Origin of the sequence: Pseudomonas sp. FP2338, from assembly GCF_030687515.1 — a bacterium.
Lineage (GTDB): Bacteria > Pseudomonadota > Gammaproteobacteria > Pseudomonadales > Pseudomonadaceae > Aquipseudomonas > Aquipseudomonas salomonii.
In genome coordinates this window covers 4741534-4756829 of sequence record NZ_CP117436.1, presented here as the reverse complement: position 1 = coordinate 4756829, position 15296 = coordinate 4741534, and the positions used below count along the sequence as shown (strand labels likewise).

Sequence of the window (15296 nt, the reverse complement as noted above, 5' to 3'; positions counted from 1 at the left end):
GCTTCACGTCGGCAAGCGTGGTCTACAGCGCCCACGCTTAGCTGACTCGGGTAATTTATCCCTCAAACCGCAGGATCACCCGGCGGTTGTGCTTGCTCTTTTTCTCGATTTTCTCGCAGTACACCCGGCCGATTTCTTCGGTGTTGATCACATGGGTGCCACCGCATGGCTGGATATCGATCCCGGCGATTTCTATTACCCTCACTGAGCCCTGGATGACCGGTGGCGCCACCGCCTGTGTGCGGGTGATCTGCAGCAGGGTCGAGTATTCCGAAGCGGGCATCGACAGGGTTTTCACTGCATGGGCTTGTTCGATCAAGGCATTGAGGTCGCGGGTGATGCTGTCCTTGTCGAGGGTCATTTCCGGTAAGTCGAAGTCCAGGCGGCCTTTGTCTGCGCTGATGCTGCAGCCGGTGACGGGCGCATCAATGATCGAGCACAGCAGGTGCAGGCAGGTGTGCATTTTCATGTGCTGGTAACGCCGCTCCCAATCCAGGCCGGCATCCACCTGTACGCCGGCCGTCAATTGCTCGGGGCAGTGTTCAACCTGGTGCCAGATGATCGAGCGCAACACCGGGTCGCGCACGGTGCCGGTCACGTTGACCCGCGTACCATCGGCCAGGGTCAGGTGCCCGGTGTCGCCCGGTTGCCCGCCGCCGGTGGGGTAGAACAGCGTGTGTTCCAGGGCAATGCCCTGTTCGCTGACGGCAATCACCCGGGCGCTGAAAGCGTTCTGGTAGGGCGCGCTGTCAAACAGCGCCAGGGTTTCCATGGTATGCACGGACATGTTCAACCTCCGACGATCAGTGGGCTGGCTTGCAGCAGGTGACGCACCATTGCGCTCAAGCCAGGCGGGGAGAGCAGGGTGATCTCAAATTCGGGGCCACAGACTTTCAGGTTCAGCGGCAAGCGTGGCAGATGGTCGCCGGTGTCCAGGCGACGCAGGCGAAACTGCAAGTGATGACGCTCCTTCACCGTGGGCTCCAGCATCAGCCCGTGCAAAGGGTGAAAGTCGGCATCCAGCACCGTGACCTTGTGGCTGGCGCTGACTTCGCCGACCACGTGCAAACGCTCATCCAGCGCGAAAGCCCCCAGGTAATTGCTGTGATCCGATTCGGCGTTCTTTTGTAACTGGATCTGGTTGACCACCTTGACCTTGGTGCCCGCCGGTACGTCCTGGGTGATCACACACGAAGGGCTGATAAACACGTTGTCGCCAATCTGCACATAGCCCAGCACTCGCGCGCCGGAGCCGACCTCGACGTTATTGCCCAGGCGCGGGTGGCGTTTGCCGTTCGGGTTGTTGGCAATGCCTCGGGCACCGAGGGTCACGCCGCAGAGGATGTAGCAATCGTTGCCGATCTCGCAGGTTTCGCCGATCACGGTGCCGAAACCGTGGTCCAGCACAAAGCGCCGGCCGATCCGGGCTGCGGGGTGGATTTCGGCGCCGGAGAGGATTTTGCCCTGGTTGCTGAGCTTGAGGGCCATGCGTGAGAACAGACCGTTGGCCTGGTCGGGAAAATTCCACACCAAGTGTGCCAGCCGGTAGAACAACACCGCCTTGAACGAGGCGTAGGACTCCAGGATCAGCTCGCCCCGCCCACGGGACGCCGGGTCGCGGTAGGCATAGGCAATCAAGTCCTCTGCCACGGCCTGTGCGGCATTCTGGATCAATGGCGCCAAATGCGGTTCCAACTGCTTCATCTGCGCAGGCGTCAGGGTCTGGATGAGGTGGGTCAGTAACTCATCGTGCAGCTGTTGCATGTCGATAAAGCCCCCCATGGAGGCACCCCCACAGTCTGGATGGTTGAAAAACCGGTTATTCGAAATTGGGCAGGTAGCTGTCGGCATTGTCGTAGACCATGGTCAACACCACCGTTTCGGGCGGGAGTTCGGGGGCGAGTTGGGCGATGGCCACCATGTTGGCGGCCGAAGACAAACCCAGGCTGATGGCGTCGGTGCGCATGATGCGCTTCATCATGTCGATGCACGCCAGGCGCGAGACCTTGAGCATGCCGTCAATGACACCCACGTTAAGAATGCTCGGGATCAAGCCGATCGACAGGCCCTGGATATGGTGCGGCGCGTGCTGGTCCTTGAGCAGGTCGCACTCCTCCGGTTCCACACCCATGACGCGCATCGCAGGCCAGGCCGCCTTGAGGGTTTCGCCGATGCCGGTGATATGGCCACCGGTGCCGATGCCGCTGACGAAATAGTCCACGCGCTGTTCACCGAAGGCGCGGAGGATTTCCGGTGCGGTGGTGTCGCGGTGGGTCTGCGGGTTGGCGCCGTTGCGCTGCTGGTTGAGCATCACGAAATTGGGGTTTTCCAACTGCAGTTCCATGCACTTTTCGCCGTGGGAATTGTTCCCGAGGCGGCTGTCCGAGAGCACCACCTTGGCGCCGTACAAGCGCAGCAGTTTCTGCTTTTCGGGGCTGTAGTTGTCAGGGATCACCAGCACCACTTTGTAGCCCAGCACATTGCCGGCCATCACCAGGCCAATGCCGGTATTGCCGCCGCTGGGTTCGATGATGGTTTGCCCGGAATCGCGAATCAGCACGCCTCGACGTTCTGCGTCGAGGATCATGCCCAGGGCGATACGCGCCTTGTGGCTGCCGCCAGGGTTGAGGGATTCAAGCTTGGCGTAGACCTCGATGCCGAGGTCTTCGGAAAACTGCGCCAGGCGTACGATCGGCGTATGGCCGATCACATCGAGAATGGAGTTATGCAACATCGCTCAGCCCCCGGATCAGTACAAAGGCATATCGGGTTCGACGTCGCGAACCCAATGTTTCATGCCGCCCTGCAGGACTTTGGTATTGGCGAAGCCGGCGGCCAGCAAGGTGCTGGCCGCTTGCTCGGCGCGGGTTCCGGCGTAGCAGATCAGGTAATGGGTGTTGTCGCGGCTCAGGCTGCCCAATTGCCCGTCCAGTTCGGCCAGGGGGATATGCACCACGCCCGGCAACTTGCACACTTCCAGCTCGCTGGCGTCGCGCACATCCAGCAACACGTCGGCGCTGCGTGGGTGTTCGAGCAGTTGCTTGAGTACGCGCGGTTTGATGTAACGCTCTTCGGCCAACGCGGGCTGGCTCTGCACGGCATCCGCGCAAACGGCTGGCGCGACGCTTTCGCTGTGGCGCAGGTCTGAGCAGCATGGGCAGTCGGCGCGGCGTTTGAAGCGGATCTCGCTGAACTTCATGGCCAGCGCGTCGAAGCGCATCAGGCGGCCCGACAGCGGTTCGCCGATGCCGATGAGTAATTTGATCGCTTCAGTGGCCTGGATCATTCCGACCACACCCGGCAGCACACCGATCACGCCACCGGCGCTGCAATTGGGTGCCAACTCGGCCGGCGGCGCTGAAGGAAACAGGCAGCGGTAGCACGGCCCGCCTTTGTAGTTGAGCACGCTGATCTGCCCATCGAAGCGGTAGATGGCGCCGTACACCAACGGCTTGCCCAATTGCACGCAGGCATCGTTGACCAGGTAGCGGGTGTCGAAATTATCAGTGCCGTCGATCACCAGGTCATACGCGCCGACCAACTCCAGCGCATTGTCGGCGTTGAGGGCGGTGTCGTGGGCATTGATCTGGATATGGCTGTTGAGGTCTTGCAGCCGCCGCTTGGCTGACTCGACCTTGGGCATGCCGAGGGTGCTGTTGCCGTGCACGATCTGGCGTTGCAGGTTGCTGCTCTCGACCACGTCGAAATCCACCAGGCCCAGGGTGCCGATGCCGGCTGCCGCGAGGTACAGGCTGATGGGCGAGCCCAGGCCGCCGGTGCCGATGATCAGCACCTTGGCTTTTTTCAGGTTCAACTGGCCTTCACGGCCCACGCCGGGCAGGGTGATATGGCGCACGTAGCGCTGGACTTCTTCGTTGCTCAGTGCGTCGACGTCCATGCCGCCGGAGGTGGCCAGCAGCACTTCGATCCTGGCTTTTTCCGGCAACTGCTCATCGGCGCCGATCAGTTCTTCCTCGGCGGTGAACAGGAAGTGTTCCTTGAGCTGGTTGTTGTTTTCGTGGAACAGGTGCGAGCGCAGCTGCGGGTGGCTGCTGCAGAGGTTTTCAATGACTTCGCGCAATGTCGATCCAGTGCCCTCAAGGGTCGATTCCGGCAGCTTGGCCACGCGAACCAGGATATCGGGGAAAGAGACAGCGTTCATGGACAACTCCGTGTGCAGGTCGTTGAAGGGTTTAAGGGCGAATTGCTTGCCATCCCAGGCAAACAGCTTTGAGCCCAGGGCCTGGCCCTGGCGCACGTCCACCACCAGGTAGCTGACGGGGTGGATCGGCTCACCCAGGAACAGTGCCTTGTCCTGGTCTTCATCACTGAAATAGGCGCCGACGTCCGGGTGGGAGTGGTAGATCACCACCACCGGGTTGTCGCTGCGAAACGCCTTGTTCAGCAGCAGGGTGTCGGCCACCGAAAAGGTATAGCCATTGGCCGCGCTGCGCGGGTACATCTCGGGGTTCTTGTGGTGCAGCTCATTCTGGATATTGTTGCCCAGGTACACACTGCCATCGGCGAAGACAAAACCGCAGCATTCGTCCGGGTAGCTGCGGCTGGCGTGGGCATAGATCTGTTCCAGAGCGGTGGGGCGGAGGACTTCCATGTTTCTCTCGCGTCGTTGTCGTTGTGGTTTAAGGGTCAATTTTTTTTGGCCAGGAGTTTTTCAACCGGCAACTTGGTGATCGCAAAACCCGCCAGCAGGATGGCCGAGTACAGCATCAGGTCACGGGAAATTTCTACGCCTTCGTACCAGGCGCCGATGATCACCGCGAACACCGGGAAAATAATGAACACGAACGACAAAATGATCGGGCTCAAACGTTTGAGCAACATGAAATACACAATAAACCCGCCCACCGACGCCACCAGCCCCAGGTAGAACAGCGCACTCCAGGAGCGCAGGGTGATGTTTTCGAAGGTCGGTGTTTCAAACCACAGGCCGGCCACGAACAGCATCAGCCCGGCGATACCGATGGGCAGTGTGTTGTAGGTAATCACGCTGATAGCGCTGCCTTTTTGCTTGGTGATGACGTAGCACAAGGCATGCATGATCGCGGCGGTCAGTATCGCCAGCACGCCGAAGAATTCGGCGTGGTCCAGGTGCAGGCCCTGGCTCTTGATGATCATGTAGAGGCTGCCGAAACCGATGCCGATGCCGACCACCTGGGAAAAGTAGATGCGTTCGCGCAAAAACAGCGCGGAGAAAATCAGGATGAACACCGGCATGCAGCTGAACAGCAGCGCGGTGAGGCCGGACGACACATGCATTTCGCCGTAGTTGAGCAAGTAATAGGGAACGCTGAAATACGACAGGGTCACAAATACGAAGAACCAGCGGCTTTCACGCGGGAACAGGATCGGCTCGCGGCGCACCAGGGCAAAACACAGGAACAGCGGGAACGCGATCAGAAAGCGCAGCCCGGCAGACGTCAGCGGCGGCACGCTTTCGACGGCGATCTTGATGCCCAGCCAGGTGGTGCCCCAACTCAGGCACACGATAAGAAACATCACGCTGGTGACCAGACCGGCCAACCACTGTTTCTGATTTTTTGTTTTTGTAGTGTTTTCAAGAACGGCGGACATTGGCATCGTTTATTGCTTCCCTGAGCCGGAATTGAACTCTATATTGACTGTGTATTAAGTTGTTTCATTCGGTGATTGAACCCGTAAAAGCACACTATTAGGGCGAATGATGGCTGTCAAAACAAATATTGACATGGTGTCAATTATGCGTGAGGGGTTGGCCAGCGGTCAGGGCGTGAAGTACAAACGCCTGTCCGATGTGATGGAGCGGGGCATCCTTGAAGGCTTGATTGAACCGGGGCGCAAACTGCCGCCCCATCGGGTTCTTTCCGATAATCTCGGCGTGACCATCGGCACCATCAGCCGCGCCTACGGCGAGCTGGAGCGACTGGGGTTAGTGGTGGCGCGTGTCGGTGACGGCACCTTCGTGCGCAAGCGTGGGATGGAGCGCCAGCGTGATGAAGGCTTTCGCAACGTCAGCGAAGAGCCGCGCCAGTACTTCGACATGAGCCGCAACATGCACATTCCAGGGCAAGAAACGGTGTTCCTGGCCCAAAGCTTCCAAACCTTGTCGACCAACGCCAAGTTCCTCCAGGACATCAGCGCCTACACGCCGGACGCCGGTTTGCCGCGCTACCGCGAGGCCGGTGCGCAATGGCTGGTGCAGCGCGATTTTCATCCGATTCCCGAGCAGGTCATCTGCGTCAATGGCGGCCAGCATGGCCTGCTCTGCGCCATGATGGCGTTGCTGCGGGCGGGGGATACGGTGGTCACTGAGCAACTGACTTACCCAGGGCTTATCACCGCCGCACGCATGCTCGGTGTACGGCTGATCGGCCTGGAGATGGACGACGAAGGCGTGCTGCCGGGTGCGCTGGATGAAGTCTGTCGTAATCACCGGGTTTCGGCGTTGTACTGCACCCCGACGATCCAGAACCCGACCACGGCCGTGCTGTCGGTCGCGCGCCGGGAAGCGCTGGCCAAGGTGTGCCGCGAGCATAATCTGCTGATTCTGGAAGACGAAGCCCACGGCGTGTTGGTGGAAGATCGCCCGCCGCCGCTGAGTTTCTTCGCGCCCGAGCGTACGATTTTGATCAGCAGCCTGAGCAAGGCGGTGTCTGCCGGTTTGCGCGTGGGGTATGTGCATGCGCCACCGGCATTGGTCAGCCGTATTTCGGCGGCCTTGCGCTCGACCTGCTGGATGGCCACGCCGGTGACGCTGGAGCTGGCGACACAGTGGATCGAAAACGGCACGGCGGAATACCTGCTGCGCCAGCAAATCAACGAGATCAGCCGGCGCAAGGCCTTGGTGCGTGACCTTCTGGTCGGTTTGGAATACCGCACTCACCTCAACAGCCCACACTTCTGGATTGAAGTGCCGGAGCCCTGGCGTGCGTCGGAAATCGAGGCAGAGCTCAAGCAGAATAATTACCTAATCGCCACCGCAGAGGCGTTTGCCGTAGGGCAGACGGCGGTGCCGCAGTTTATTCGAGCGAGTATCTGTAATACGTCAGGTGACGATCAGTTGCTGCGTGAAGGCTTTGATGCGCTGGCCACCGCGCTGGGGCAGGGCGGTGACAGGTTTCAGCTGTAGGCAGGTTTACCGCGTTATCGTTCATCGCAGGCAAGCCAGCTCCCACATTTGGAATGCATTCCCCTGTGGGAGCTGGCTTGCCTGCGATGGGGTCCGTGCAGGCGCCCGCTATTTGAAGCGGCGCTCTACACCTTTCTCCACCAGAATCTTCGCCGAGATCTCTTCCACCGAAAAATGCGTGGAATTGATGTGCGCAATATTCTCACGACGGAACAGATTTTCCACTTCGCGCACTTCGAATTCGCATTGGGCATAGCTGGAGTAGCGGCTGTTGGGCTTGCGCTCGTTGCGGATGGCGGTGAGACGGTCCGGATCGATGGTCAGGCCGAACAGCTTGTGGGAATGCGCACGCAAGGCGGCGGGCAGCGTCAGGTGCTCCATGTCGTCTTCGGTGAGCGGGTAGTTGGCCGCGCGGATACCGAATTGCATGGCCATGTACAGGCAGGTCGGGGTCTTGCCGCAGCGAGACACACCCACCAGGATCAGGTCGGCCTTGTCATAGTAGTGGGTGCGAGCGCCGTCATCGTTGTCGAGGGCGAAGTTCACCGCCTCGATACGCTCCATATAGTTGGAGTTATGGCCAATGGAATGGGACTTGCCCACGGAATAGGAGGAATGTTCACTCAGCTCCTGTTCCAATGGCGCCAGGAACGTGGAGAAGATGTCGATCATGAAACCATTGGAGGTTGCCAGGATCTCACGAATGTCCTGGTTGACGATGGTGTCGAAAATGATCGGGCGAAAACCGTCTTTTTCAGCCGCCAGATTGATTTGTTGTACCATGGCCCGCGCTTTATCCACGCTGTCTATATACGGCCGCGTGAATTTGGCGAAGGTAATGTTTTCGAACTGCGCGAGCAGGCTCTGGCCCAATGTTTCGGCTGTAATGCCGGTGCCGTCGGAAATAAAGAAAGCAGATCGTTTCATTTGAGCCCTGGGCCTTAAGCTGATGGCGAATCTTGGATATGATAGGCGCGATTTTGCCGTCCCGCAGTGGGCCGCATTCTCACTTATTTTCCAGGTCCAGGCCACAAGCGCTGGCGTTTGCTCCTACTGAGCCGCCGGCGTCCTGAGCTTTTCCAACACAGAAAGTGGAGAGATCACCTTGGTAGAGTACGTAGTTTCCCTCGATAAGCTCGGCGTCCATGATGTAGAGCATGTGGGGGGCAAGAACGCATCCCTCGGCGAGATGATCAGTAATCTTGCAGGCGCTGGAGTCTCGGTGCCCGGTGGTTTCGCCACCACGGCCCAGGCTTACCGCGATTTCCTCGAGCTGAGCGGCCTCAACGCCCAGATCCACGCCGCGCTGGACGCTCTGGACGTCGATGACGTCAACGCCCTGGCGAAAACCGGCAGCCAGATCCGCCAATGGATCATGGACGCCGAGTTCCCCGAGAAGCTCAACGAAGAAATCCGTACCGCCTTTGCGGCACTGTCGGCCGGCAACCCGGACATGGCGGTTGCCGTACGCTCCTCGGCCACTGCCGAAGACTTGCCGGACGCCTCCTTTGCCGGCCAGCAGGAAACCTTCCTGAACATCCGCGGCGTTGAAAACGTAATCCGCGCCGCCAAGGAAGTGTTTGCCTCGCTGTTCAATGACCGCGCTATTTCCTACCGCGTACACCAGGGTTTCGACCACAAGCTGGTGGCTCTGTCTGCCGGTGTGCAGCGCATGGTGCGTTCGGAAACCGGCACCGCCGGCGTGATGTTTACCCTGGACACCGAATCCGGTTTCCGTGACGTGGTGTTTATCACCGGTGCCTACGGCCTGGGTGAAACCGTCGTACAAGGTGCGGTCAACCCGGACGAGTTCTACGTCCACAAACACACCCTTGAGGCCGGCCGCCCGGCCATCCTGCGCCGCAACCTGGGCAGCAAGGCCATCAAGATGATCTACGGCGACGAGGCCAAGGCCGGTCGCTCGGTGAAAACCGTTGAAGTCGACAAGGCCGAACGCGCGCGTTTCTGCCTGACCGACGCTGAAGTCAGCGAACTGGCCAAACAAGCGATGATCATCGAAAAGCACTACAAGTGCCCGATGGACATCGAGTGGGCCAAGGACGGTGACGACGGCAAGCTGTACATCGTGCAAGCGCGCCCGGAAACCGTGAAGAGCCGCACTTCGGCCAACGTGATGGAACGCTACCTGTTGAAAGAAACCGGCACCGTGCTGGTGGAAGGCCGCGCCATCGGCCAGCGCATCGGCGCCGGCAAGGTGCGGATCATCAAGGACGTGTCCGAAATGGACAAAGTCCAGCCCGGCGACGTGCTGGTCTCCGACATGACCGACCCGGACTGGGAGCCGGTGATGAAACGCGCCAGCGCCATCGTCACCAACCGTGGCGGGCGAACCTGCCACGCAGCGATCATTGCCCGCGAACTGGGGATCCCGGCGGTTGTGGGTTGCGGCAACGCCACCCAACTGTTGAAAGACGGTCAGGGTGTGACTGTGTCCTGCGCCGAAGGCGATACTGGCTTCATCTTTGAAGGTGAGCTGGGCTTCGACATCAAGCAAAACTCCATCGATGCCATGCCGGACCTGCCGTTCAAGATCATGATGAACGTCGGTAACCCAGACCGCGCCTTCGATTTCGCACAGTTGCCGAACGCTGGTGTGGGCCTGGCCCGTCTCGAGTTCATCATCAACCGCATGATCGGCGTGCACCCCAAGGCCCTGCTGAACTACGACGGCCTGCCGCTGGAGATCAAGGACAGCGTCGACAAACGCATCGCCGGCTACAACGACCCAGTGGGTTTCTACGTCGAGAAGCTGGTAGAAGGCATCAGCACCCTGGCGGCGGCGTTCTACCCGAAAAAGGTCATCGTGCGCCTGTCGGACTTCAAGTCCAACGAGTACGCCAACCTGATCGGCGGCAAGCTCTACGAGCCCGAAGAAGAAAACCCGATGCTGGGCTTCCGTGGCGCTTCGCGTTACATCAGCGAAGCCTTCCGCGACTGCTTCGAGCTGGAATGCCGTGCCCTCAAGCGCGTGCGCAACGAGATGGGCCTGACCAACGTCGAGATCATGGTGCCGTTTGTACGGACCCTGGGCGAAGCGAGCCAGGTCGTCGACCTGCTGGCTGAAAACGGCCTGACTCGCGGCGAAAACGGCCTGCGCGTGATCATGATGTGCGAACTGCCGTCCAACGCCATCCTGGCCGAAGAATTCCTGGAGTTCTTCGACGGTTTCTCCATCGGCTCCAACGACCTGACCCAGCTCACCCTGGGCCTGGACCGTGACTCGGGGATCATCGCGCACCTGTTTGATGAGCGTAACCCTGCGGTCAAGAAGCTGCTGGCCAACGCCATCCAGGCCTGTAACAAGGCCGGCAAGTACATCGGCATCTGCGGCCAAGGCCCTTCCGACCACCCGGACCTGGCCAAATGGCTGATGGAACAGGGTATCGAAAGTGTTTCCTTGAACCCCGACTCCGTGCTGGAAACCTGGTTCTTCCTGGCGGAAGGCCAAGCGTCCGCCTAAGGTCGTCACGTCAAAAGTGCCGGTCCCCCAGCCTGGGTGACCGGCATTCTTATCTGTGCAGGGCGGAACTCCATCCGGACGCCGCCCTTTTTTGTGCAAGAGCATTATGCAAAGCAGCAGCAACCTATTTCCCGTCGCCTTGATCAGTGCTGAACGTCGTGGCGACCTGAGTGAAGATGTGTACCGCCTCAAACCCGGTAACAGCCCCGACGGCACCGTCGAGCTGGCTGTGACCCGTTTGGGCCTGGCGGATGTCCCGGAAAACCGGGGCGCGCCGGTTATTTTATTGCACGGCAGTTTTTCCAATCGGCGCTTCTGGTATTCGCCCAAAGGTATCGGTCTGGGTGCTTACCTGGCGCGTCAGGGATTTGATGTATGGATCCCGGAAATGCGTGGCCATGGCCTGTCCAAGCGCAATCAGGACTACGCCAGAAATCGCGTCGCCCATTACGCGCGTTACGATTTGCCGGCGATCGGCGCATTTGTCCGTGAGCAAAGCGCACAAATCCCGCACTGGATCGGCCACTCCCTGGGTGGCACCGCCTTGGCAGCGGCCTTGGGCGGTCAGCACCTTGGCCCGCCAGCCGTGGCGTCGGTGGCGCTGTTTGGTTGCCAGGTCAGCCGCACCCACTGGCCGTTGAAGATTCCGCCGCTGGAGTGGACCGGCCGGTTGCTCTTGAAACGTTTTGGTGAAGTATCCGGCGTACGGCTCAAACGCGGCCCCGAGGACGAGCCGGCGGGCGTGCTGATCGAAGCGATGCGCTGGAATGGCCTGTTCGGTCGTTTTGGCGATGGCAAGCAGGACTGGTGGAAAGGCCTGGCCGATGTCGACGTGCCGCTGCTGGCGGTCAGCGCTGCCGGCGATCAACAGGACCCGGACTGGGCTTGTCGCAAATTATTCGAACAAGTGGGCTCTGAGCACCGCCAATACCTGTGCCTGGGGCGCAAGCAAGGCTTCAGCGGGGATTTCGGACAAGTCGAGATGCTGGTCAGCAAGGCCGCGCAGGCTGAAGTGTGGCCGTTGGTGGCGCAGTGGTTGAAAGACCCGCTGACACCGTTATTCGCGGCAGAGCCGCAGGTCATCGCAATGGTTTGATGCAGCCGCTCTGCCAGGGGCGTTTCACTCGCGCGAGGTTGCGGCTAAGATATGACGCGGCAAACGTTTCTGGTCATATTCAGTCGTGCAGTAGCTATTGCGTTGCGACGGTGTGAGTCTGATCATGGCCGCGGCTGACGAGAGCGCACTTAAAGTTCGACCGTTGTGACGCGTTTTTCTGATGTACACCGTGGGATGTTCGACCTCTTCCTTGATGACAGGAGTTTCCCGATGATCCATTACGTGACGCCCGATCTGTGCGACGCCTACCCGGAGCTGGTGCAGGTAGTTGAGCCGATGTTCAGTAATTTCGGTGGCCGAGACTCCTTTGGCGGTGAAATCGTCACCATCAAGTGCTTCGAAGACAACTCGCTGGTCAAGGAACAAGCCGATCAACCAGGCGCCGGCAAGGTGCTGGTGGTCGACGGCGGGGGCTCCCTGCGTCGCGCGCTGCTGGGCGACATGATCGCCGAGAAAGCTGCAAAAAATGGCTGGGAAGGGTTGGTGATCTACGGTTGCGTGCGTGATGTCGATGTCCTCGCCCAGACTGACCTGGGTGTGCAGGCGTTGGCGCCTCACCCGATGAAGACCGACAAGCGCGGCATTGGCGACCTTAACGTGGTAGTGACGTTTGCCGGCGTGACCTTCCGCCCGGGCGAATACATCTATGCCGACAATAATGGCGTGATCGTTTCGCCTAGCCCGTTGAAAATGCCTGAATAAACCGCAGTAGCCGAAAGGGGTGAGGATGTTCGAGGAAGAAAACGCGCAATGGGGGCTGGTGCATGCCCTGGTGCTGGACGGTAAAGGCGGTGCGCGTTCGATTGCCCGGACTGAGCTCGACGATTTACAGCTGCAGCCCCAGGAAAGCCTGTGGCTGCATTGGGATCGCAGCCATCCACAGACCCAGACCTGGTTGCGTAAATCCAGCGGTCTGAGCGAATTCGCCTGCGACCTGTTGCTGGAGGAGAACACCCGACCGCGCCTGTTGCCGCTGCCGGACAGCGAATTGCTGCTGTTTCTGCGCGGGGTCAACCTCAATCCGGGCGCCGAACCGGAAGACATGGTCTCGGTGCGTATTTTCGCGGCCGCCAGTCGCGTGATTTCCCTGCGCTTGCGCCCATTGCGGGCTACCGACGAGCTGCTGGTGCAACTGGCGGAGGGCAAAGGGCCAAAAACCGCCTCTGAACTCATCCTTTATATGGCGCAGTACCTGACCAATAAAGTGCAGGATCTGGTCACCGACCTGTCCGAAGTCGTCGATTTAGAGGAAGAAAAACTCGATGCCGACGAACGGTATACCCCGGAGCACGGCAACGTCTTGCAGATCCGTCGACGGGCTGCCGGATTGAAGCGTTTCCTGGCGCCGCAGCGGGATATTTTTGCCCAGCTGACGCGGATCAAATTGCCGTGGTTTTGTGACGACGATGCTGACTACTGGAACGAATTGAACAACAGCCTGACCCGCTACTTGGAAGAGCTCGAACTGACCCGGGAGCGCGTGGGGCTGGTGCTTGAGGCCGAAGACCGGCGCTTGAGCGTGCGCATGAATCGCACGATGTACCGCTTCGGGATCATCACCGGGATCTTCCTGCCGATGAGTTTTCTGACCGGTTTGCTGGGCATAAATGTGGGCGGGATTCCGTTCTCCGCCAGCCCCTATGGATTTGTGATTGCCTGCTTGTTGATGGTCTCGGTAGCGCTCGGGCAATGGTGGTTATTTCGACGATTGCGCTGGGTTTGACCTGAATATGACCTGAACACAAGCAGGGGCATATGTGACCCCAAGAATTTAACCCTCGTCTTTTAACTCACTTGCGAGAGGTCTTTATGCACGATCCGTTCGAACAGTCTTTGCGTGACATGCTCAATGCTTCGCCATCCAACCGTGATGACGATGCCTGCCTGGGCCGCGTGTTGAAAACCGCCAACCGTCAGGTAGGGGCGGGTGACCTGTTCGGGCTGCTGGGTCGTTGGTTGCCGGCGTTGATGATGGCCCTGAACAATGGTTCGGCCCACGTATCGCCGGTTTCGCGTCGTAAACCTCTTGCTCGCACTGCTGATAAGGCTGATTGAATATGGAACTTGATCTCTGGACCCAGAGCCTGGTCACCGCGATGACCGCATTGTGGACCAAAGTGGCGAATTTCATTCCCAACCTGTTTGGTGCTCTGGTTCTGGTGTTGCTGGGCTTTGTCGTGGCCAAGTTGCTCGATACCCTGCTGTCCAAATTGCTCGCAAAATTGGGGCTGGACCGCTTGATGGCAGGCACGGGCCTGACTAAGCTGCTGGGCCGCGCCGGGTTGCAGGTGCCGATCTCCACCCTCATCGGGAAGATCGTTTATTGGTTTGTTCTGCTTATTTTTCTGGTTTCTGCGGCTCAATCCCTTGGACTTGAGCGAGTTTCAGCTACGCTCGACATGCTGGCGCTGTATTTGCCGAAGGTTTTCGGCGGCGCGCTGGTGTTGCTGGTAGGTGTTTTGCTGGCGCAACTGGCCAACGGGCTGGTGCGCGGGGCTGCTGAAGGCGTGGGGTTGGACTATGCTGCGGGCCTGGGGCGAATCGCCCAGGGACTGGTGATCATCATCAGTATTTCCGTCGCGATCAGCCAGTTGGAGGTCAAAACCGACCTGCTCAACCACGTGATTGTGATTGTTTTGATTACCGTTGGTCTGGCCGTTGCACTGGCCATGGGGTTGGGAAGCCGGGAAATTGCCGGTCAGATTCTTGCGGGAATCTATGTGCGTGAGCTGTATCAGGTTGGGCAACAGGTGCGTGTGGGCGAGGTCGAAGGGCAAATCGAGGAGATCGGCACGGTCAAGACGACGGTGCTGACCGATGACGGTGAGCTGGTATCGCTGTCCAATCGGATTCTCCTCGAGCAGCAGGTCAGTAGCCGCTAACCCGGCAAATCCTGCTAATGTACGCCGCCGCAAACCCGGGTGACCGGGCTGTAGCGGACATTGACCTGACTGTCGGCACGACTTGTTTTGAATAAAGCCCAAACGCTGTCCACGCGCTATGACCCCCGTGAGCTCTCTGATGAGGAGTTGGTCGCGCGCTCGCACACGGAGCTGTTTCACATAACACGCGCGTACGAAGAATTGATGCGCAGATATCAACGCACTCTGTTCAACGTTTGTTCAAGGTATTTGGGGAACGATAGAGATGCGGATGATGTCTGTCAGGAAGTGATGCTCAAGGTGCTATACGGCCTGAAGAACTTTGAGGGAAAATCGAAGTTCAAGACATGGCTCTATAGCATCACGTACAACGAGTGCATCACGCAGTATCGTAAGGAACGGCGAAAGCGTCGCTTGATGGACGCTTTGAGTCTGGACCCCCTTGAGGAAGCGTCTGAAGAAAAGGCGCCGGTACCCGAGGAAAAGGCCGGACTTGATCGCTGGTTGGTGCATGTGAATCCGATTGACCGGGAAATTTTGGTGCTACGATTTGTCGCAGAGCTGGAGTTTCAGGAAATTGCTGACATCATGCACATGGGTTTGAGTGCTACAAAAATGCGTTACAAGCGTGCTCTTGATAAATTACGTGAGAAATTTGCGGGCGAGACTGAAACTTAGTGCGTGGCAAAT

The 15296-nt window shown here is 59.1% G+C and carries 14 protein-coding genes; 8 read left to right on the top strand and 6 right to left on the bottom strand.

Going from position 1 to position 15296, the window contains the following annotated elements; translation table 11 throughout:
* Nucleotides 1-55: 55 nt before the first annotated feature.
* Genes PSH96_RS21420 through PSH96_RS21400 form a run of 5 tightly spaced genes read right to left on the bottom strand, consistent with a single transcriptional unit; the run spans nt 56 to nt 5541 of the window.
* The gene (locus PSH96_RS21420) at nt 56-787 is read right to left on the bottom strand and encodes an alanyl-tRNA editing protein (protein WP_305454907.1); all 732 of its coding nucleotides are present in this window, start codon (nt 785-787) and stop codon (nt 56-58) included.
* A 2-nt stretch (nt 788-789) separates the two neighbouring features.
* Nucleotides 790-1782, bottom strand: coding sequence for a serine O-acetyltransferase (locus PSH96_RS21415; RefSeq protein ID WP_305454906.1), 993 nt, complete (start codon nt 1780-1782; stop codon nt 790-792).
* 37 nt (nt 1783-1819) lie between these two features.
* Nucleotides 1820-2734 (bottom strand): PLP-dependent cysteine synthase family protein, encoded by a 915-nt coding sequence (locus tag PSH96_RS21410; protein WP_099486696.1) that lies wholly within the window; start codon nt 2732-2734, stop codon nt 1820-1822.
* Between the two features lie 15 nt (nt 2735-2749).
* Nucleotides 2750-4612 (bottom strand): molybdopterin-synthase adenylyltransferase MoeB, encoded by a 1863-nt coding sequence (gene moeB, locus PSH96_RS21405; RefSeq protein ID WP_305454905.1) that lies wholly within the window; start codon nt 4610-4612, stop codon nt 2750-2752.
* Nucleotides 4613-4647: 35 nt separating this feature from the next.
* The gene (locus PSH96_RS21400) at nt 4648-5541 is read right to left on the bottom strand and encodes a DMT family transporter (protein ID WP_017134754.1); all 894 of its coding nucleotides are present in this window, start codon (nt 5539-5541) and stop codon (nt 4648-4650) included.
* 160 nt (nt 5542-5701) lie between these two features.
* Between PSH96_RS21400 and PSH96_RS21395 the strand changes: the two genes are divergently transcribed.
* Nucleotides 5702-7126 carry a PLP-dependent aminotransferase family protein gene (locus tag PSH96_RS21395; protein WP_056861688.1) on the top strand — a complete coding sequence of 475 codons (1425 nt, stop codon included), beginning with the start codon at nt 5702-5704 and terminating at the stop codon, nt 7124-7126.
* A 108-nt stretch (nt 7127-7234) separates the two neighbouring features.
* Here PSH96_RS21395 and PSH96_RS21390 read toward each other — a convergent pair whose 3' ends face one another.
* Nucleotides 7235-8053 (bottom strand): pyruvate, water dikinase regulatory protein, encoded by an 819-nt coding sequence (locus PSH96_RS21390; protein WP_003193298.1) that lies wholly within the window; start codon nt 8051-8053, stop codon nt 7235-7237.
* A 178-nt stretch (nt 8054-8231) separates the two neighbouring features.
* Here PSH96_RS21390 and ppsA point away from each other — a divergent pair, with 178 nt between their 5' ends.
* From ppsA to sigX, 7 genes are all read left to right on the top strand, one after another.
* Nucleotides 8232-10607, top strand: a complete 2376-nt coding sequence (gene ppsA / locus PSH96_RS21385; protein ID WP_305454904.1) for a phosphoenolpyruvate synthase — start codon at nt 8232-8234, stop codon at nt 10605-10607.
* Nucleotides 10608-10713: 106 nt separating this feature from the next.
* Nucleotides 10714-11703 carry an alpha/beta fold hydrolase gene (locus tag PSH96_RS21380; protein ID WP_305454903.1) on the top strand — a complete coding sequence of 330 codons (990 nt, stop codon included), beginning with the start codon at nt 10714-10716 and terminating at the stop codon, nt 11701-11703.
* Nucleotides 11704-11937: 234 nt separating this feature from the next.
* The gene (gene rraA / locus PSH96_RS21375) at nt 11938-12426 is read left to right on the top strand and encodes a ribonuclease E activity regulator RraA (protein WP_170875840.1); all 489 of its coding nucleotides are present in this window, start codon (nt 11938-11940) and stop codon (nt 12424-12426) included.
* Nucleotides 12427-12451: 25 nt separating this feature from the next.
* The gene (locus PSH96_RS21370; RefSeq protein WP_017134759.1) at nt 12452-13447 is read left to right on the top strand and encodes a zinc transporter ZntB; all 996 of its coding nucleotides are present in this window, start codon (nt 12452-12454) and stop codon (nt 13445-13447) included.
* Nucleotides 13448-13533: 86 nt separating this feature from the next.
* The gene (locus PSH96_RS21365; RefSeq protein WP_005790375.1) at nt 13534-13779 is read left to right on the top strand and encodes a hypothetical protein; all 246 of its coding nucleotides are present in this window, start codon (nt 13534-13536) and stop codon (nt 13777-13779) included.
* A gap of 2 nt (nt 13780-13781) precedes the next feature.
* The gene (locus PSH96_RS21360; protein WP_003193288.1) at nt 13782-14606 is read left to right on the top strand and encodes a mechanosensitive ion channel domain-containing protein; all 825 of its coding nucleotides are present in this window, start codon (nt 13782-13784) and stop codon (nt 14604-14606) included.
* 87 nt (nt 14607-14693) lie between these two features.
* Nucleotides 14694-15284 carry an RNA polymerase sigma factor SigX gene (gene sigX / locus PSH96_RS21355; protein WP_305454902.1) on the top strand — a complete coding sequence of 197 codons (591 nt, stop codon included), beginning with the start codon at nt 14694-14696 and terminating at the stop codon, nt 15282-15284.
* Nucleotides 15285-15296: the final 12 nt, after the last annotated feature.